The organism is Streptomyces malaysiensis subsp. malaysiensis (assembly GCF_040653035.1).
In the GTDB taxonomy this organism is placed as follows: domain Bacteria; phylum Actinomycetota; class Actinomycetes; order Streptomycetales; family Streptomycetaceae; genus Streptomyces; species Streptomyces malaysiensis.
Map to the genome: position 1 here is coordinate 16,366 of NZ_JBEZNG010000039.1, position 22,396 is coordinate 38,761.

The 22,396-nt window shown below is 73.4% G+C and carries 2 protein-coding genes; both read left to right on the forward strand.

What is annotated here, in order from left to right:
* Positions 1-88: 88 nt before the first annotated feature.
* Entirely contained in the window at positions 89-18,916 is an 18,828-nt protein-coding gene (locus AB0E24_RS41650; protein ID WP_359384937.1) for a non-ribosomal peptide synthase/polyketide synthase, read from the forward strand.
* Positions 18,917-19,158: 242 nt separating this feature from the next.
* Positions 19,159-22,383, forward strand: a complete 3,225-nt coding sequence (locus AB0E24_RS41655; protein WP_359384939.1) for a non-ribosomal peptide synthetase family protein — start codon at positions 19,159-19,161, stop codon at positions 22,381-22,383.
* Positions 22,384-22,396: the final 13 nt, after the last annotated feature.

Below are 22,396 nucleotides of genomic sequence, written 5' to 3' on the forward strand. Positions count from 1 at the left end.
CCCGCGTTCCGCCCGGACACCCGTTGTCCGTCCCTCACCGGATGCGCTCGCACAGACGGATGTGCCCGCACTGCACTAAGGAGTGCACGTGATTCCTGCGTCGTACGCGCAGCGTCGGCTGTGGTTCCTGGACCGTCTGGAGGGGGCCGGCGCCCTCTACAACGTTCCGCTCGTCCTCCGGCTGTCGGGCCGGCTCGACGTGGCCGCGCTGCGGGCGGCGCTGACCGATGTGCTCACCCGGCACGAGAGCCTGCGCACCCGGTTTCCGCAGCACGACGCCGAGCCCGTCCAGGAGATCGTGCCCCCCGACGGCATCGGCGACCCGTTGACCGTAACCCCCGTGCCCCCGGACCGGCTGGAGGCGGAGATCGCCCGCGCCGCCCGCCACGTCTTCGACCTGGCCCACGACCTCCCGTGCCACGCCCGGTTGCTGACCGCCGGCGACGAGGAGTCCGTCCTTGTGCTGGTGCTGCACCACATCGCCGCCGACGGCTGGTCGGTGGCCCCGCTGTGGCGGGACCTGTCCGCCGCCTACACCGCGCGCGTCGCCGGGAGCCCACCGCGCTGGGAACCGCTGCCCGTGCAGTACGCCGACTACACCCTCTGGCAGCGCAAACTCCTCGGCGACGCCGAAACCCCCGGCAGCGTGCTGGCCACCCAGCTCGCTCACTGGCGCACGGCCCTGGCCGGCGCCCCCGAGGAACTCTCCCTGCCCACCGACCGGCCCCGCCCCACCACTTCGGCACGCGCCGGCGGCACCGTACGCCTCGATGTGCCGGCCGGTCTCCATGGACGGCTCGCGGAGCTGGCGCGCGCCGAGGGCGCGACCCTCTTCATGGTGTGGCAGGCCGCGATCGCCGTCCTGCTGTCCAAGCTCGGCGCCGGCGAGGACATCCCCGTCGGCACCCCCGTCGCCGGACGTGACGAGGTCGATCTGGAGGACCTCGTCGGGTTCTTCGTCAACACCCTCGTCCTGCGCACCGACCTGAGCGGCGACCCCGAGTTCACCGAGATCGTGGGCCGGGTCCGGCAGGCCACCGTAGCGGCCCTGGAACACCAGGACGTGCCCTTCGAACGGCTCGTGGCGGAGCTGGCCCCGAACCGGTCCCTGACCCGCCACCCTCTGTTCCAGATCAACCTGACCCTCCACAAGCCCCCCGAGGCCACCGTCGAGCTGCCCGGTCTGACGGCCACCGCGCACACCGCCGAGCTGCCGCTCGCCAAGTTCGACCTCGACTTCCAGGTCCTGGAACGCCGCGACGCGCGGGGCGGGCCCGCCGGGCAGGACGTCGAGATCACCTACTCCGCCGACCTGTTCGACCACACGACCGTGGAGTCCTTCGCCGCCCGCCTGCTGCGCGTGCTGCACGCCGTCGCCGCCGACCCCGGTACCCGGCTGCACGCCGTCGACGTCCTCGACCCGGCCGAACACCGCGTGCTCCGCCAAGCGGCCACCGGCCCCGCTCGCGCCCTGCCCGGGACAACCCTCCCCGACCTCTTCGCCGAGCAGGCCGCCGCCCGCCCCGACGCGGTCGCCGTCACCGCGGACGGCACGAGCCTCACGTACGCCGAACTCGACGCCGCCGCCAACCGGCTCGCCCGCCATCTGATCGGGCAGGGCGTCGGCCCCGAGACCCGGGTCGCCGTTGCCATGGACCGCACCCCCGACCTCGTCACCGCGCTGCTGGCGGTCATGAAGGCGGGCGGCGCCTACCTGCCCGTCGACCCCGCGTATCCGGCCGGCCGGATCGCCACCCTCCTCACCGACGCCACCCCCGCGGTGCTGCTCACCACCAGCGGCCTCGCGGGACGCCTCCCCGAAGACGTGGACACCCCCCGCGTCCTGCTCGACCGCCCGGCCGTCCGCGCCGCCGTCGCCGCCCGTGCCCCGGACCCGCTCACCCAGGAGGAGCGCTCCGCCCCGCTGCTGCCCGGCCACCCGGCGTACGTCATCCACACCTCCGGCTCCACCGGCTCCCCGAAGGGCGTCGTCGTCGCCCACGCCCAGGTCACCGACCTGCTGCGGACCGCCCGCGAACGATACGGATTCGACGGCCGGGACGTGTGGACCTGGTTCCACTCCCACGCCTTCGACTTCTCGGTGTGGGAACTGTGGGGCGCCCTGCTGACCGGCGGCCGGCTCGTCGTCGTCGACCACGAAACCTCCCGCTCCCCGCGGGAGTTCCTGCGTCTCCTCGTCCGTGAAGACGTCACCGTCCTCAGCCAGACCCCCGCCGCCTTCCACCAGCTGGCACACGCCGACGCCCAGGAACCCGGCACCGGCCTCGGCACCCGGCTGCGGCTCGTCGTCTTCGGCGGCGAGGCACTGGACACCGCCCGGCTCGCCGACTGGTACGCCCGCCATGACCCCGGCGCTCCGCTGCTGGTGAACATGTACGGCATCACCGAGACCACCGTGCACGTCACCCACCTCACCCTCGACACCGGTGCGGGCCCCGGTCCGCACGGCGCGAGCCCGATCGGCCGGCCCCTGGACAACACCCGCGTGCATGTCCTCGACGCCCATCTGCGCCCCGTACCGCCCGGCGTACCCGGCGAGATGTACGTCAGCGGCTCCGGCGTCGCCCGCGGCTACCTGAACCGGCCCGCCCTGACCGCGGACCGCTTCGTCGCCTGCCCCTTCGGGCCCGCCGGCGCCCGCATGTACCGCACCGGGGACATCGCCCGGTGGACGCCCGACGGCACCCTGGAGTACCTGGGCCGATCCGACGACCAGGTCAAGATCCGAGGCTTCCGCATCGAACCCGGCGAGGTCGAGGCCGCCCTGCTCGCCCATGAACGCGTCGCGCACGCCGCGGTCGTGGTCCGCGAGGACACCCCCGGCGACCGGCGGCTGACCGCCTATGTCGTATCCCGTCGTCCCGCCGACGCCACCGGGGAGAGCGGTACCGCGCTGGCCCAGCTGGTCCGCGCCGCCGTCGCCGAACTGCTGCCCGCCCACCTGGTGCCCGCGGCCGTCGTCCCGCTGGAACGGCTGCCGCTCACCGTCAACGGCAAACTCGACCGGGCCGCCCTGCCCGCGCCCGCCCATACCCCCGGCCCCGCCGAGGGCCGTGGCCCCGCCACCGTCCGCGAGGAAATCCTCTGCGCCGTCTTCGCAGCCGTCCTGGGCGTGGACCGGGTGGGTGTCGATGACGACTTCTTCGCTCTCGGCGGGCACTCCCTGCTCGCCGTGCAACTCGTCGAGCACCTGCGCGACCGCGGCGTGCTGGTCGACATCCGGACCCTGTTCACCGCGGCCACACCGGCCAGGCTCGCCGCCGTCGCCGGCCACGAGCCCGTCGAGATCCCGGAGGGCACCGTACCGTCCGGCGCCACCCGGATCACCCCGGACATGGTGCCGCTGGCCGGGCTCACCGCCGCCGAACTGGACACCGTCACGGCCGCCGTCCCCGGCGGCGCCGCCAACGTGGCCGACGTCTACCGGCTCGGCCCGCTCCAGGAAGGATTGTTCTTCCACCACCGGCTGCACACCGAGAGCGGCACCGACGCGGGTGACCCGTACATCGTGCGGTACATCATGCGGTTCGACACCCGGACGCTGCTGGACGCCTTCCTCGACGCCTGGCCACGCGTCATCGAGCGGCACCAGGTGCTGCGCACCGGCCTCGCCTGGGCAGGGCTCCCGCATCCCGTGCAGGTCGTGCACCGGCACGTCGAGCTGCCCGTCACCGAGGTCGATCTCGGCCCCGACACCCCCGGCGCTCCCGGCGCCCCGGCCGACGACGCCGAACTCGTCGAACGGCTCCTGGCCCGCGCCGACGATCCGATGGACCTGCGCCGCGCCCCTCTGATGGACATCCGTACAGCCACCGAACCCGGCACCGACCGCTGGCTGCTCGTCGTCCGCATGCACCACATCACCCAGGACCACACCACCCTCGAACTGGTCCTCCGTGAGGTCACCGCTCTCCTCGCCGGCCGCGGCGACGACCTGCCGGCCCCGCTGCCCTACCGCACCTTCGTCGGCCAGGCCCTGCTCGGCACGCCCGCCGAGGAACACGACGCGTACTTCGCGCGCGTGCTCGGCGACGTCACCGAGCCGACCGCCCCCTTCGGGGTGCTCCAGGTCCGCGGCGACGGCCGCGACGTCACCGAGCGCCGCACCGTCCTGGACCCGCTCGTCACCGCCCGGTTGCGCGAACAGGCCCGCCGCGCCGGAGTCGGCGCCGCCACCGTCCTGCACATCGTCTGGGCCCGGGTACTGGCCGCGCTCGCAGGCCGTGACGACGTCGTGTTCGGCACCCTCCTCTTCGGCCGTATGCAGGCCGGCGGCGGCGCCGACCGGGTTCCGGGCATGTTCATCAACACCCTGCCGGTGCGGGCCCGAACCGGCGGCACCGGCGTGGCCGACGCGGTGCGCGCGATGCACACCCAGCTGGCCGACCTGATGGTGCATGAACACGCCTCGCTCGCCGCCGCCCAGGGCGCCAGCGGCGTCCGCGTGCCCGCCCCGCTGTTCACCGCCGTTCTCAACTACCGGCACAACTTCTCCGGCGACCCCGAGACCGTCCTCCCCGCCGGCGCCGACGTGCTCGCCTTCCGGGAACGCACCAACTACCCGCTGCTCGTCTCCGTGGACGACCACGGCCACGGCCAGGAGATCGCCTACGTCGTGCAGGCCGCCGCGGGGATCGACCCCGACGCCGTCACCGGACTGCTGCTCGCCACCACCGACCACGTCGTGACCGCCCTCGAACGGGCCCCGCACAGCCCGCTCGCCCACATCGACGTGCTGCCGCCCGGCGAACGGCACCGCATCCTGGTCGAGTTGAACGACACGGGCCATCCCGACACGAGCCATCCCGACACCGGCCACTCCGGCCACCCCGCCACCACCCTCGCCGACGTGTTCGCCGACCGGGCCGCCGCCACCCCCGGAGCCGACGCCCTCGCCTTCGGCGCCGAACGCCTCCGCTACGCCGAACTCGACGAGCGCGCGAACCGGCTGGCCCGCCACCTGGTCGGCCACGGCGTCGGACCCGAAGGCCGGGTCGTGCTTCTGATGGACCGCTCACCCGACCTGATCACCGCGCTCCTGGCAGTGCTGAAGTCCGGCGCCGCCTATGTGCCGATCGACCCCGACCAGCCCGCCGAACGCATCGCCCACCTGTGCGCCGACGCCGCCCCGGTGGCCATCCTCACCACCACCGCGGCCGCGGCGGCCACCCCGCTGCCCGGACCGGCCCCGATCGTCGTCGACGCCCCCGCCGTCCAGGCCGCCGTCGCCGCCCTCCCCGGCCACCCCCTCGCCCAGGCCGACCGGACCACCCCGCTGCGCCCCGACCACCCGGCGTACGTCATCTACACCTCCGGCTCCACCGGCACCCCCAAGGGCGTCGTGGTCCCGCACGCCGGCGCCGTGAACCTGCTCGCCTTCCGGTGGCCGCACCTGGAGCCCGGCGGCCGGCTCCTCCAGTTCGCCTCGATCGGCTTCGATGTCGCGACCTGGGAGATCATGACGGCCTTCGCCGCCGGTGCCTGCCTCGTCGTCGCCCCCGCCGCCGAACTCCTGCCCGGCGCCGGTCTGGAGGAGACGGTCGCCCGGCACGGCGTCACCCATCTGCAACTCCCGCCCACCGTCCTCGGCATGGTCGCGGAGCCGCACCGGCTGGCCTGCGTACGGACCCTGCTCGTGGCCGGTGAGGCCCTGGGCTCCGCACTCGTCGACCGGTGGGGCGCCGACCACTGGTTCGGCAATGCGTACGGGCCGACCGAGATCACCGTCATCGCCGCCGCGGACGGCCCGCTGCGCCCCGGCGACGCCCCCACCATCGGCCGCCCGCTGCCCGGCGTGCGCCTCTACGTCCTCGACGCCCATCTGCATCCCGTACCGGACGGCGTGGACGGCGACCTGTACGTGGCCGGACGCGGGGTGGCCCGCGGCTACCTCGACCGGCACAGCCTCACCGCGGAGCGATTCGTCGCCGACCCGTTCGGGCTTCCGGGCACGCGCATGTACCGCACCGGCGACACCGTCCGCCGCACCCCCGAAGGCCGTCTGCTGTACGTCGGCCGATCCGATGACCAGGTCAAGATCCGTGGCTTCCGTATCGAGCCGGGCGAGATCGAGGCCCACCTCGCCGACCACGTACGAGTCGCCCAGGCGGCGGTCGTCGTCCGCGAGGACACCCCCGGCGACAAACGGCTCACCGCATACGTCGTCCCCGCCGGGCCCGCCGGACCGGACCTGCCCGCCGCCCTGCGCGGCCACCTCGCGTCCCGGCTCCCCGCCCACCTGGTGCCGTCCGCCTTCGTCGTCCTCGACCGGCTGCCGCTGTCGGTCAACGGCAAGCTCGACCGCGCCGCTCTGCCCTCGCCCGAACACGGCACCGGCCCCGCCACCCGTCCGGCCGACCCGCGCGAGGAACTGCTGTGCTCGGTGTTCGCCCAGGTCCTCGACGTGCCACGGGTGGGTGTCGACGACGACTTCTTCGCGCTCGGCGGGCACTCCCTGCTCGCCGTCCGCCTCGTCAGCCGGATCCGCACCGTCCTCGGCGTGGAGATCCCCGTGCAGGCCGTCTTCGAGTTGCCCACGGTCGCCCTGCTCGCCGCCCGGCTGGCCGGGTCGGGCGGTACCCCCGTGCGTCCGGAGCTGACGGCGGGGGTGCGGCCGGATCGGTTGCCGTTGTCGTTCGCGCAGCGCCGCCTGTGGTTCGTGGACCATATGGAGGGTGCCAGCGCGCTGTACAACATTCCGCTGGTGTTGCGGTTGGCCGGGCGTGTCGATGTCGGTGCGCTGCGTATGGCCGTCGGGGATGTGCTGGCCCGGCACGAGACGCTGCGTACCCGGTTCCCGGAGGTGGACGGCGAGCCGTACCAGGAGATCGTGCCCGCTGATGAGGCCGTGGTGGATCTGCCGGAGACGGAGGTGGATCCGGCGGAGTTGGAGGCGCGGATCGCGGAGGTGTCGGGCTACGTCTTCGATCTGGCCGTTGAACTTCCCCTTCGGGCGGCCCTGTTCACCCATGGGGCGGAGAGTTCCGTTCTTGTGCTGGTGGTGCATCACATCGCGGGTGATGGGTGGTCGATGGGTCCGTTGTGGCGGGATCTGTCGGCGGCGTATGCGGCGCGGTGTGGGGGTCGGGCGCCCGTGTGGGAGCCGCTGCCGGTGCAGTATGCCGACTACGCGCTGTGGCAGCGCGACCTCCTCGGCGATCCCGACGACCCCGACAGCCTCCTCTCCGGCCAGCTCGCCTACTGGCGCGCGGCACTGGCCGGCGCCCCCCAGGAACTCGCCCTGCCCACCGACCGGCCCCGACCGGACGTGGAGAGCCACGCCGGTGACCTGGTGCCGCTGCACATACCCGCCGAACTGCACGGGCGGCTCGCGGAGTTGGCGCGGGCCGAGGGCGTCACGATGTTCATGGTGTGGCAGGCGGCCGTCGCCGTCCTGCTGTCCCGGCTCGGTGCGGGGGAGGACATTCCGCTGGGCAGCCCGGTGGCGGGCCGCACCGACGGGGCCGCCGAGGACCTCGTCGGCTTCTTCGTCAACACCCTGGTGCTGCGCACCGACCTGTCCGGCGACCCGGACTTCACCGAGGTGCTGGCCCGGGTGCGGCAGGCCGCGCTCGGCGCCCTGGAACACCAGGACATCCCCTTCGAGCGGCTGGTCGAGGAGCTGGCACCGACCCGTTCCATGGGCCGCCACCCCCTCTTCCAGGTCGTCCTGGAGGTGCGGTCCACCCCGCTCACCGCCCCCGAACTGACCGGCGCCGACGTCGAACCGCTCCCGTACGGCACCAGCGACGCCAAGTTCGACCTGGACCTCCAGATCGCGGAGAACTTCGACGCCGGGGGCCGGCCCGCGGGCATGGCGGGCGCGCTCATCTACGCCACCGATCTCTTCGACCCCGGCACCGCCGAGACCCTTGTCGCGCGCCTGCTGCGCGTCCTCGACGGCATGGCACGGGACCCCGGCCGCACCGTGCACACGGTCGACGTCCTCGAACCGGTCGAACGGCGGCACGTCGTGGCGGAGTGGCCCGGTCGGCAGCCGCACTACGCGGGCCCCGACGCCCGCGTCTATGTCCTGGACGCCCACCTCGCCCCCGTGGCCCCGGGCGTACCCGGCGACGTGTACGTCATCGACGGCGCGGCCCGGGACGATGACGCCTCCGTACCCTGCCCGTTCACGGACGACGGGAGCCTCATGCGGCCCACCGGCAGCCGCGCCCGCTGGGACCGCGAAGGCCGGTTGCACCCGCTCGACCCGGAGCCCGGCCACACCGCCGACGACACCGCCGCCGGGGTGCCCGCGCGGCGCCCGGTGAGTCTGCGCGAGGAGCTGCTGTGCTCGGTGTTCGCGCAGGTCCTCGGCGTGGACCGGGTGGGTGTCGACGACGACTTCTTCGCGCTCGGCGGGCACTCGCTCCAAGCGGTGCGCCTGGCCAGCCGGATCCGCGCCGTCCTCGGTGTCGAACTTCGCGTCCGCACCCTGTTCGAGGCGCCGACCGTGGCGGGGCTGGCGGCTCTGCTGGCCGGGTCGGGCGGTACCCCTGTGCGTCCGGAGCTGACGGCGGGGGTGCGGCCGGAGCGGTTGCCGTTGTCGTTCGCGCAGCGCCGTCTGTGGTTCGTGGACCGCATGGAGGGTGCCAGCGCGCTGTACAACATTCCGCTGGTGTTGCGGTTGGCCGGGCGTGTCGATGTCGGTGCGCTGCGTAGGGCCCTGGGGGATGTGCTGGCCCGGCACGAGACGCTGCGTACCCGGTTCCCGGAGGTGGACGGCGAGCCGTACCAGGAGATCGTGCCCGCTGATGAGGCCGTGGTGGATCTGCCGGAGACGGAGGTGGATCCGGCGGAGTTGGAGGCGCGGATCGCGGAGGTGTCGGGCTACGTCTTCGATCTGGCTGTTGAACTTCCTCTTCGGGCGGCCCTGTTCACCCATGGGGCGGAGAGTTCGGTTCTTGTGCTGGTGGTGCATCACATCGCGGGTGATGGGTGGTCGATGGGTCCGTTGTGGCGGGATCTGTCGGCGGCGTATGCGGCGCGGTGTGGGGGTCGGGCGCCGGTGTGGGAGCCGCTGCCGGTGCAGTATGCCGACTACGCGCTGTGGCAGCGCGACCTCCTCGGCGACTCCGACGACCCCGACAGCCTGCTGCGCGGGCAGGTCGAGTACTGGCGGGCCGCACTCGACGGCGCCCCCCAGGAACTCACGCTCCCGCTCGACCGCCCCCGTACCGCGGACACCGGACGCGGCGCCGGCTGGGCGGACATCGCCGTACCCACCGAACTGCACGGTCGGCTGGTGGAGTTGGCGCGGGCCGAGGGCGTGACGATGTTCATGGTGTGGCAGGCGGCCATGGCCGTGCTGCTGTCCCGGCTCGGTGCGGGAGAGGACATTCCCCTGGGCAGTCCGGTGGCGGGCCGTACGGATGAGGCGGTGGAGGACCTGGTGGGGTTCTTCGTCAACACCGTCGTGCTGCGCACCGACCTGTCCGGCGACCCGGACTTCACCGAGGTGCTGGCCCGGGTGCGGCAGGCCGCCCTCGGCGCCCTGGAACACCAGGACATCCCCTTCGACCGCCTCGTGGAGGAACTCGCCCCCACCCGCTACACCGACCGCCACCCTCTCTTCCAGGTCATACTGGCCGTGCAGAACATCCCGCAGAGCGACGTGGTGCTGCCCGGCCTCGAGGTGGACGCCCGTCCGGGCCCGCCCACCCTGGCCAAGTTCGATCTCGACTTCCAGGTCATCGAGCTCTTCGACGACGCCGGTGAACCGGACGGGATGCTCGGCGGCCTCACCTACGCCACCGACCTCTTCGACCCCGGCACCGCCGAGACCCTTGTCGCGCGCCTGCTGCGCGTCCTGGACGCCGTCACCACCGCCCCTCACCAGCCCGTCGCCCGCGTCGACCTCCTCGACCACACCGAACGGCGGCGCCTCCTCACCGAGTGGAACGCCACCCGCAGCGACACCCTGGCGCTCACCGTCCCGGAACTGTTCGCCATCCGCGCCTCCCGGGCCCCGAAGGCCGTCGCCCTCACCTCCGGCACTGAACAGCTCACCTACGGCGAACTGGACACCCGCTCCAACCGGCTCGCCCACCACCTGGTCGACCTCGGCGTCGCCCCCGAGACCCCGGTCGGCGTGGTCATGGACCGCTCGACCGACCTCGTCACCGCTCTGCTCGCGATCCTCAAGGCCGGCGGCGCCTACGTCACCGTCGCCCCGGACCAGCCCGCCCCCCGGATCGCCGAGGTGCTCTCCCGCGCCGGGGTCGGCGTGTGCCTGGCCGACGGCAGGTACGCCGACGACGTGCGCGACGACGTCGCCACCGTGGTCGTCGCCGACGACGGCGGCACCGCCTGGGCGGACCGCCCGGCCACCGCGGTCACCGGGCGCAGCCTGCCCGACCAGCTCGCCTACATCATGTTCACCTCCGGCTCCACCGGCGAACCGAAGGGCATCGCGACCACCCACCGGGACATCGTCGACCTCGCCGGGGACCGCTGCTGGCAGTCCCCCGGCACCGCCCGCGGCCTGTTCGCCGCACCGCACACCTTCGACGGCTCCACCGTGGAGCTGTGGGTGCGGCTGCTCAACAGCGGCGAACTCGTCATCGCCCCGCCCGGCCGCCTCGACGCCGCCCGGCTGCGGTCCCTCGTCGCCCAGTACGGGCTGACGCATGTACATATGACGGCGGGCCTGTTCCGCGTCATCGCGGAGGAGGACCCGTCCGCCTTCGCCGGCGTGTCCGACGTGCTCACCGGCGCCGACGTCGTCCCCGAGGCCGCCGTACGGCGGATCCTCGAGGCGGTCCCCGGGATCGTCGTCCGCAGCAGTTACGGCCCCACCGAGGTCACCGTCATCGGCACCCAGATTCCGCTGACCGACCCCGAGGGGATCGGCCAGAGCGTCCCCATCGGCCGGCCCATGGACAACACCCGGATGTACGTCCTGGACAACGCCCTGGACCCGGTCCCGGCGGGAGTCGCCGGAGAGCTGTACATCGCCGGGGCCGGTCTGGCTCGTGGCTACGTCGGCCGCGCCGGACTCACCGCGGAACGCTTCGTGGCCTGCCCGTTCGACGGGGTCGGCGAACGCATGTACCGCACCGGTGACGTGGTGCGGTGGCGGGCCGACGGGGTGCTGGAGTTCGTCGGTCGCGTCGACGACCAGGTGAAGATACGCGGGTTCCGGGTGGAGCCCGCGGAGGCCGAGTCACTGCTCGCCGCGCACCCGGCCGTGGGCCAGGCGGTGGTCGTCGTCCGGGAGGACACTCCGGGCGACAAACGCCTGGTGGCGTACGTGGTACCGGCGGCCGACGCCGCTGAATCGGGCGACGCGCTCCGCGACCATGTCGCCGCCCGACTGCCGGACTACCTGGTGCCGAGCGCCGTGGTCACCCTGGACCGGCTGCCGCTGACCGGCAACGGCAAGGTGGACCGGGCCGCCCTGCCCGCCCCCGAGACGGTCGCCGCCGGTGCGTTGCTCCGCCCGCCGTCGCTGCGCGAGGAGCTGCTCTGCTCCGTCTTCGCCCATGTGCTGGGCGTGCCCCGGGTGGGTGTGGACGACGACTTCTTCGCGCTCGGCGGGCACTCGCTGCTCGCCGTACGCCTCGTCAGCCGCGTCCGCGTCGTGCTCGGCGCGGAGATCCCCGTACAGGCCGTCTTCGAGACGCCCACCGTCGCCGGACTGGCCGCGGCGATCGACGCCACCGGCGCCCTCCCGGCCCGGCCCGCCCTCACGCCCCGGCCGCGGCCGGAGCGGCTGCCGCTGTCGTACGCCCAGCGCCGCTTGTGGTTCGTGGATCGCCTCGAAGGCGCCAGCGCGCTCTACAACATCCCTCTTGTGCTGCGGCTGACCGGCCTCCTCGACATCGGTGCGCTGCGCGCCGCCCTGGCCGACGTGGTGGCCCGGCACGAGAGCCTGCGCACCCGCTTCCCGCAGCAGGACGGCCGGCCCCACCAGGACGTCGTACCCGCCGACGAGGCCCGTCCGCACCTGGACGTCGTGCCCGTCTCCCGCGCCGCGCTCGACGCGCGGATCGCCCAGGCGGCCGGCCACGTCTTCGACCTCGCCGGGGAACTTCCCGTGCGGGCGACCCTGTTCGACCTCGGCGGGCCGCCCGTCGGCGACGCGGCGGAAACGGCGGAGGGAGCCGTACCGGCTGAAGTGGCCGAGGCCGTGTTGGTCCTCGTCACCCACCACATCGCCGCCGACGGCTGGTCCATGGCCCCGCTGCTGCGCGACCTGTCCACCGCCTACACCGCCCGTCGCGCCGGGAGCGCACCGCGCTGGGAACCGCTGCCGGTGCAGTACGCCGACCACACCCTGTGGCAGCGCGAACTCCTCGGCGACTCCGACGACCCGGACAGCCCCCTCAACGGCCAGGTCGCCTTCTGGAAGGACGCGCTGCGCGGCATCCCGGAGGAGCTGGAGCTGCCCACCGACCGGCCCCGGCCCGCGGCCGCGAGCCGCGAGGGCGGCTGGGTGCCGCTGCGGGCGACGGACGAGTTGCACCGTGCGCTGGCCGAATTGGCCGCCGCGCAGGGCGTCACCATGCACATGGTGTGGCAGGCGGCCGTCGCCGTCCTGCTGTCCCGGCTCGGTGCGGGCGAGGACATCCCACTCGGCAGCCCGGTCGCCGGCCGCACCGACGAGGCCGCCGACGACCTGGTCGGCTTCTTCGTCAACACCCTGGTGCTGCGCACCGACCTGTCCGGCGACCCCACCTTCGCCGAGGTCCTCGGCCGGGTACGGAGGTCGGCGCTGGGCGCGCTGGTCCACCAGGAAGTGCCGTTCGAGCGGCTGGTGGAGGAACTGGCACCGGCCCGGTCCATGGCCCGGCACCCCCTCTTCCAGGTCATGCTGGCCGTGCAGAACGTGCCCACCGCCACCATCGACCTGCCGGGCCTGCGCGTCGAGGGCGTTCCCACCGATGTGCCCGGGGCCAAGTTCGACCTCGACTTCCAGGCCGTCGAACGGTTCGACGACGAGGGCCGGCCCGCCGGTGTCGACGGCGGCCTCACCTACGCCGCCGACCTCTTCGACCGCGCCACCGCCGAGACCCTGGCCGCCCGGCTGCTGCACGTACTGCGCGTCGTCGCAGCGGACCCGCGGCTGCGGGTCCGCGACATCGACCCCCTGGACGCCACCGAACGGCACCGCGTCCTCACCGAGTGGAACGCCACCGACCGGTCCGAACCGGCCGCGACCGTGCCCGCCCGGTTCCGCGCGCAGGCCGCCCGCACCCCGGACGCTCCCGCCCTGGTCGCCGACGGCACCCGTATGACGTACGCCGAACTCGACGCGGCCTCCGACCGGCTCGCCCGGTATCTCGTGCGCCACGGCGCCGGGCCGGAGAAGTACGTCGCCGTCGTCATGGACCGCTCACCGCAGATGGTCACCGCCCTCCTCGCCGTCCTGAAGACGGGCGGCGCCTATCTTCCCGTGGACACCGGATACCCGGCCGCCCGCGTCGAGTTGATGCTCCGGGACACCGGCCCGGTCGCCCTCCTCACCACCACCGACGTCGCGGCCCGGCTGCCCGCGACGACCGCCGTGCCGGTCCGTCTCGTCCTGGACGACCCGGCCACGCGAGCCGCCGTGCACGCCGAGGACGCCACGCCCCCGGCACCGCTCCCGCACCTCGACGCGGCCGCCTACACCGTCTACACCTCCGGCTCCACCGGCACCCCCAAGGGTGTCGCCGTCACCCATCGCGCCATAGACCGGCTGGTCCGCCCCGCCGACTACGCGGACGTCCGGGCCGGGGACGTGGTGGCGCACATGGCGTCCGTGTCGTTCGACTGCACCACCTTCGAGATCTGGATCACCCTGCTCAACGGCGCCACTCTCGCCGTCGCACCCGCCGGGACGCCGTCCGCCGCCTCGCTGCGCACCTTCCTGGCCGCGCACCGCGTCACCGTCGCCGTGCTGCCCACCGGACTGCTGCACCAGGTCGTCGACCTCGACGTCGACGCGCTGCGCGGCGTGCGCTCCCTGCTGACCGGCGGCGATGTGCTCTCCGTCGAGCACTGCCGCGCCCTGCTCGACGCGCTGCCCGACACCGTCCTGATCAATGGCTACGGCCCCACCGAAAGCACCACCTACACCCATAGCCACCCCGTCGGCCGCGCGGACGTCGACAGCGGCCGGGACATCCCCATCGGCCGCGCCCTGGCCCGAACCCGCGGCTATGTCCTCGACAGCGCCCTGCGCCCGGCTCCCGTCGGTGTGCCCGGTGAGCTGTACATCGCCGGTGACGGGCTCGCCCGCGGCTACGCCGGACGCCCCGGACTGACCGCCGAACGCTTCGTCGCCTGCCCGTTCGAGGGCGCGGGCGCCCGTATGTACCGCACCGGCGACCTGGTGCGGTGGCGGGCCGACGGGGTGCTGGAGTTCGTCGGCCGCGTCGACGACCAGGCCAAGATCGGCGGATTCCGCGTCGAACCCGGCGAGGTGGAGGCCGTCGTGTCCGCGCACGCCGACGTGACCCAGGCCGTGGTCACCGTCCGCGAGTACGGCCCGGGGGACAAGCGCCTGGCGGCGTACGTGGTGCCCGCCGACTCCACTGACGGTGCCGAACTGGCTTCCAGGTTGCGGGAGTTCGTGGCCGAGCGGCTGCCGAAACATCTGGTGCCGTCCTATGTGACGGTGCTCGACCGGCTGCCCCTGACCGCGAACGGCAAGGTGGACCGCGCCGGTCTGCCGGAACCCGAACCCCTGTCCGCGACCGGCCCCGGACGTGCCCCGGCCTCCCCGCGGGAGGAACTCCTGTGCACCGTCTTCGCCTATGTGCTCGGCGTGCCGCGCGTGGGTCCCGACGACGACTTCTTCGCCCTGGGCGGGCACTCTCTGCTCGCGGTGCGGCTGGTCAGCCGCATCCGGGCCGTCCTCGGGGTGGAGACCTCGGTACGGGCGGTGTTCGAGGCGCCGACCGTGGCCGGACTCGCCCGGAAGCTGGCGCAGGCCGTCGGCCCGGTACGGCCGCCGGTGGTGCCCATGCCCCGGCCCGCCGTGCTGCCGGTGTCCTACGGGCAGAGCCGCCTGTGGTTCCTGGACCGTCTGGAGGGCCCCAACCACCTCTACAACATCTGCCTGCTGCTGAGGCTGTCCGGGCGGTTGGACACCGCGGCCCTGCGGGCGGCCCTGGCCGATGTGGTGGCCCGGCACGAGAGCCTGCGGACCACCTTCCCCCTGGTGGGCGATCAGCCGTCCCAGCTCGTCCACCCCGCCGAAGAGGTGACCGTCGACCTGCCGACGACCACCATCATGGCGGCGGAGCTGGCGGAGCGCCGCAGCGAGCTGGCCGCCCACGCCTTCGACCTCGCCGCCGAACTGCCCGTGAAGGCCGACCTGTTCCGCCTCATGGACGGTGAGTCACCCGGCGGCGAGGAATGGGCGCTCTCGCTGGTCGTCCATCACATCGCGGGTGACGGATGGTCCATGGGTCCCCTGTGGCGGGATCTGTCGGAGGCGTACGCGGCGCGGTGCGCGGGGTACGAGCCGGGCTGGGAGCCGCTGCCGATGCAGTATGCCGACTACACACTGTGGCAGCGGGACCTGCTGGGGGACATGGACCACCCGGACAGTGTGCTCGCCCGACAGGTGGCCTACTGGAAGGCCCAGCTCGCAGGGGCACCCGAGGAGCTGGCCCTTCCGGTGGACCGGGCGCGGCCGGCCGTGGCCGGCCGCCGGGCCGGATGGGTTCCGCTGCGGATACCGGCGCGACTGCACGCGCGACTGGCCGAACTGACGCTCGGCCAGGGCGTGACGATGTTCATGCTGCTCCACGCGGCGGTCTCGGTGCTGCTCTCGAAGAGCGGCGCCGGGCGGGACATCGTGATCGGCAGCCCGGTGGCCGGGCGGATGGACCAGGGCCTGGACAAGCTGGTCGGATTCTTCTCCAACACCGTGGTGATGCGGACCGACCTGTCGGGCGACCCGGACTTCGTGGAACTGCTCCACCGGGTGCGTGCCGCCGGCCTGGAGGCGTTCGAGCACCAGGACGTGCCCTTCGAGCGGCTCGTGGAAGAGCTGGCACCGGCCCGTTCGATGGCCAGGCACCCGCTGTTCCAGGTCCTGCTCGCCGTGCAGAACAACCCCCGGTCGGTGCCGCAGCTGCCCGACGTGCGGGTGACCGAGGATTCCACCGGTCTGCCGTCGGCCAGGTTCGACCTGGACATCGAGGTCCACGAGCAGTTCGACGAGACGGGTGCCCCGGCGGGCCTGGACGGCGGGGTGGTGTTCGCGGCCGAGCTGTTCGACCAGTCCACCGTGGAGCGCCTGACGGCCCGGCTCGTACGGGTCCTGGAGGCGGTCACCGCGGACCCCACCACGCCGGTGCACGGCATCGACCTGCTCGACGGCGCTGAACGGCGGCGGGTGCTCGAGGAATGGAACGACACCGCCCATCCGGTGCCGGACGCGACCCTCGCCGAACTGCTCCACCAGCAGGCCCGACGCACCCCCGACGCCATCGCCCTGCTCGCCGAGGAGGAGCGGGTCTCCTACGCCGAGCTGGACGCGCGGACGAACAGGCTGGCCCGGTATCTGATCGCCCGCGGGGCGGGGCCGGAAGCCCCGGTCGGCGTGGTCATGGACCGTTCCGTGGAACAGGTCGTGGCGATCCTGGCCGTCATCAAGGCCGGCGGCGCCTACCTGGCCATCGACTCCGACCAGCCGTTCCAGCGCGTGAACAGCTCGCTCGCCGACGCCTCACCGGTGGCCGTGGTGAGCACGGAGGCCGTCGCCTCCCGGCTCCGGCGCCCCACCGGCCCGTCCCGGCCGGCGGAAGCCGTGGCGGAGTGGATCAGGCTGGACGATCCGGAGGTACGGGCGGAGGTGGCCGCGGCGGATGCCCGGGAGGTCACCGACGCCGACCGGACAACGCCACTGCGGCCCGGTCATCCGGCCTATGTGATGTACACCTCCGGGTCCACCGGCACCCCGAAGGGCGTCACCGTCCCGCACCACGGGGTGGTCAACCAACTGGCCTGGATGCAGCAGGAGTTCCAGCTGGGAACCGCGGACCGGATCCTGCAAAAGGCTTCGTTCGGGTTCGACGCCTCGGTATGGGAGCTGTTCTGGCCGTTGCTGACCGGCGCCGGGATGGTGCTGGCCCGACCGGGCGAGCACCGGGATCCCCGATACCTGACCGACTTGATCAACCGGGCACAGGTGACGGTCGTTCAGCTCGTTCCCTCCGTGCTGCGGGCGTTCCTCGAAGACGCGGCCATGGAGAAGTGCACCAGCCTGCGGACGGTCCTCTGCATCGGGGAGGCGCTGCCGGCACCGGTGCGCGACCGCTGCCAAGCCGCGCTGGGCGTGCCGTTGCACAACCTCTACGGGCCCACCGAAGCCTCGGTCGCCGTCACCTCCTGGGAGTGCGATCCGGAGCGGGACGGCGAGACCGTGCCGATCGGAGCGCCCATCTGGAACATCGGGGCCTATGTGCTCGACGATGGTCTCCGGCCCGTGCCGCCGGGCGTGGCGGGGGAGTTGTACGTGGCCGGCGACGGGCTGGCCCGGGGCTATCTGGGGCGTCCGGCACTCACCGCCGAGCGGTTCGTGGCCTGCCCGTTCGGACCGGCCGGTGAGCGGATGTACCGCACCGGCGATGTGGTCCGGTGGGATGCCGCGGGTCGGCTGGAGTTCGTCGGCCGAGTCGACGAGCAGGTCAAGATCCGCGGTTTCCGGATCGAACCGGGTGAGATCGAGGCGGCACTCGCCGGGCACGAACAGGTGGCGCAGGCGGCGGTCGTCGTCCGGGAAGCGGCTCCCGGTTCTCCGCGCCTGGTGGCCTATGTCGTCGCCCACGCCGGAGCCGATGCCGACGGCGAGCGACTGGCGGCGGCGGTGCGGGAGTTCGCGGCGAGCCGGCTGCCGGAGTACATGGTGCCGGCGGCGGTGGTCGTACTGGAGAAACTGCCGCTGACGGCGAACGGCAAGCTGGACCGCGCCGCGCTCCCCGCCCCCGACCACTCCGCCGGCCCCGGATCGGGCGGCCGCGGCCCGGTCACACTGCGGGAGCAACTGCTCTGCTCGATCTTCGAGCAGGTGCTGGAGGTGCCGTCCGTCGGGGTCGAGCAGAGCTTCTTCGAGCTGGGCGGGCACTCGCTGCTGGCGGTGCGGCTGGTCAACCGCATCCGGGCGGTCCTCGACGCGGAGATCCCGGTACGGGCGGTGTTCGAGGCGCCGACCGTCGTCGGCCTCCTCGACCGGATCGCCCGGGGCGGGCAGCGCAAGAACACGGATGTGCTGGTGCCCATGCGATCGAGCGGCGACCAGGCGCCGATCTTCTGCGCACACACCGTGCTGGGGCTCGGCTGGGAATACGGCTGGCTCGCCAACTGTGTGTCGGACCGGTATCCGCTCTACGCCCTGCGGCCCCGGGGCACGGACACGGGCACGGCCGAACTGCCCGACTCGCTGTCGCAGATGGCCGCCGACTACGTCGCACAGATCCGTACGGTGCAGCCCACGGGCCCCTACCAGCTGCTCGGTTGGTCCTTCGGCGGGAACGTCGTCCAGGAGATGGCCGCCCAGCTCCGGGATGCCGGCGAGGAGGTGTCGCTCCTGGTCGTACTGGACTCGAGCCCGATGGACGGGGACCCCACCGCGGAGCAGCGGGCGGGCTTCGTCGAGCAGGAGGACACGGTGGCCGGGGCGCTCACCGGAGAGGAACACGAGGCGTACATCCGGATCGTGCGCAACAACACGAAGATCCTGCTGGCACACCGGACCCGGAAGACGGCCGGTGACCTGCTGCTGCTCTCCGCCGACGCGGAACCGAAGGCCGACCTGTGGCATCCCTTCGTCGCCGGCGAGGTCCGGGAGCACACTCTCGACTGCTCCCACCGCGAGATGTTGCTGAACCCCGAAGTCGCCCGGCGGATCTGGGACATCGTGGCCGCCGAGCTGGACGGGGGGCGGGCCGACTGAGCGCTCCGCCGGAAGTGCCCTGATCCGCCGTCGACCGTCCGCGGCGCCGTCGTGGCCGGTCCCACGCGACGGAGCCGCATATCGACACAGCCGCGGCGGAGCCGCCCATCGACACAGCCCCGCGCCCCTTCGGGGCGCCACCGAACCGCAGCCGACTTCCGCCGATCCGATTCGTTCCCGCCGGGACCATCCGCGGGGGAGCCGCCCCGCGCCGTTTCACCGATCAGCAGGAGGAGACCCCCATGCAGGACACAGCCACCGGTGCCCTCGGCGCCGAACGGGCGGCGCCCGGTGAGCGTCCGGAGGCAGTCGCCGCCCTGGCCCGCTCGTGCGGCGCCGAGGCCGAGGCGGTGTGGCGCGCCGCACGGCTGAAGGTCGCCTCGGTGGTCCTGGGGGCGCCCGCGCTGCCGCCCGGCGCCACCTGGCGCGACCTGATCCTGCGCGTGGCCACCGCGGAGGGGCGTGAGGAAGCCGAGGAAGCCTGGGAAGGCGCCGGCGCACAGCCCCACATACCCGCCGAGCGCCTGGACCACTATGTCCGGCGCGCCCTGCGACTGCTGACCGGCGCCCCCGACGCCCCGCACACCCGGCACGGGCTGCTCTCGGCGGCGGAGGCCGAAGAGGTCATCTCTGCCGGCTCCGGCCCCGTACGGCCGCTGCCCGGCCGCCGCTTCCACGAACTCTTCGAGGAGCGCGTCCGCCGCCACCCCGACGCGGTCGCCGTTGTGCACGGCCCGGCCACCCGGACGTACCGCGAGGTCAACGAGGACGCCAACAAGATCGCCTGGGCGCTGCACCGGCGGGGGCTGCGCCCGGAGGACGTGGTCGCCGTCGTCACCGAGCGCACCCCGCACTGGCTCGCCGCTGTGCTCGCCGTGTTCAAGGCGGGCGGCTGCTACCTGCCGCTGGAGCCCCGTTTCCCCGCCGGGCGCATGGCCAGGACCCTCACCCGGGCGGAGTGCCGCTGGGTCCTCGCCGACCGCGACGTACCGCCTCTGGACGAGGCACTCGACGGCCGCGACGGGGTGCACCGCATGGACGTGACCGAGGTGATCGACGCCGACGGCCCCCGCCACGACCCGGACCTGCCGGTGGCCGGTGACCAACTGGCGTACGTGTACTTCACCTCGGGCTCCACCGGCGAACCCAAGGGCGCCCTGTGTGAGCACGACGGCTTTCTCAACCATCTCTACGCCAAGATCGAGGACCTCGGCGCCCAGGAGGGTGACACGGTCGCTCAGACCGCGCCGCAGTGCTTCGACATCTCCCTGTGGCAGCTGGTCTCCCCGCTGCTGCTGGGCGGCCGCACCCTGCTGGTCGAGCAGGAGGCCGTGCTCGACGTGCGCCGGTTCGTCGATCTGCTGGCCCGCCACCGCGTCCAGGTCGCCCAGGTGGTGCCGACCTACCTCGAACTCCTCCTCGCGGAGACGCCCGACGGCCGCGCCGCACTGCCCGACCTGCGTGTCATGGCCGTCACCGGGGAGGCGCTGAAGAAGGAGCTGGTGCGCCGCTGGTTCGCCGCCTTCCCCGGCGTCCCCCTGGTCAACTGCTATGGGCTCACCGAGGTCAGCGACGACTCCAACCACGGCGTCATGCACGCGCTGCCCGGCCACCGTTCCATACCGCTCGGCGACACCATCCGCAACTGCCGTGTGTATGTGATGGACGAACAGCTCCACCTCGTGCCCATCGGCGCGCCCGGCGAGATCGTCATGGCAGGTGTCTGCGTCGGCCGGGGCTACGTCAACGACCCCGACCGCACGGCCGCCGTCTACGGGCACGATCCCTACCGCCCCACCGACCGCCTCTACCGCTCGGGCGACTTCGGCCGCCGGCTGCCCTCCGGGGACTTCGAATACCTGGGGCGACGCGACTCCCAGGTGAAGATCAGCGGATTCCGCATCGAGATCGGCGAGATCGAGGACCGGCTGCTCCAGGTGCCCGGCGTGCGCGACGGCGCCGTCGTCGTCGCCGGCACCCAGGACGATCCCCAACTCGTCGCCTACTACACCGGCGAGGACGCCCCCGACGGCGACGGTGTCGCCCGCGCCCTGGGCGCCGCCCTGCCCGACTACATGGTGCCGCCCCGGCTGTACCACACGCGCGAACTCCCCCTGTCCGGCAACGGAAAGATCGACAAGATCGCCCTCACCGCCCGGGCCGGCCACGACCGCGACACCGGCGGCGCCGACGTCGCCGGTACGGGCACTCCGCGGCTCGCCACGGACACCGAACGCCGCGTCGTGGCCCTGTGGGCCCGGTTGCTGAAGGTGCCCGAGGAGCGCATCGGCCGCGACTCCCGCTTCGCCGAACTCGGCGGCACCTCGCTGTCCGCGATCCGGCTGTCCATAGCCCTGGACCGCCTGGTGACCGTCGCCGACCTCAAGGACACCCCCACGGTCGCCGACGTCGCGGCCCTTCTCGACCGCGTATCCGCGACGGCCGGGGCGGGGGCCCCGGCGGCCCCCGCCCCGCCCGCGCCTGCCCCCGCTCCGGTCCCGGCCGCGCCCGCCCCGCTGCGCGTGCTGGACGCCCGTGGCGGCCCGGACCCCGCCGGGCGGGCCGCCGCGCACCGCGCCGCGGCCCGCGCCGTGCTCGCCGAGTCCGGCGCCGTCATGCTGCGCGGCTTGGGCGTCCGCACCCCCGGCGACATCGCCGACGTCGCCGCGGCGCTGGGGATCGCGGCGATGACGGAGCGCGAGGGCTTCGCGCCCCGCACCGCCCATGCGCCGGGCGTCTACTCCGGCAGCCACTGGCCCGCCGACGAACCGATGTGCATGCACCACGAGTTGAGCTACGCCGCCACCGTCCCCGGCACCCTCCTCTTCGGCTGCCTCACCGCACCCGGCAGCGGCGGCCGCACCACCGTCGCCGACTCCCAGCGAGTCCTCGCCACCCTGCCACCGGGCCTCGTCGCCCCCTTCGAGCGCCACGGCTGGCTGCTGCGCCGCATGTACCACGACGTGGGGGTCGCCTGGGCCGACGCGTTCGGCACCACCGACCGCTCGGCCGTCGACGCCTACTGCGCCGCCGCCGGGATCGAGCACGCCTGGCTGTCCGACGACCGGCTCGCCACCCGGCAGCGTCGCACCGCCGTCGTACGCCACCCGCGCACCGGGGCGCCCGGCTGGTTCAACCAGGTCGCCTTCCTCAACGGGCTCACCATGGACCCGGCCGTCCGCGACTACCTCACCGATGTTTACGGCCCCGACGGGCTCCCCTTCGACACCTCGGCCGGCGACGGCACCCCCGTCACCGCCGCCACGGTGGACGGCATCAACGCCGTCTATGACCGGTTCACCGTCGGCGAGCCGTGGCAGGAGGGCGACGTCCTCCTCGTCGACAACATCCGCACCGCCCACGCCCGCGAACCGTACGAAGGGCGGCGCGACATCGCCGTCGTCCTGGGCGACCCCACCGAACTGCCCGGCCATGTGCTGCCGGTGAGTGACGGCGAGCACCCATGACCCGCCGTGGCCC

What these genes read in the sequence shown, in the direction of transcription:
- AB0E24_RS41655 (WP_359384939.1), top strand. Translation starts at nt 19,159, where the DNA reads ATGCAGGACACAGCCACCGGTGCCCTCGGCGCCGAACGGGCGGCGCCC.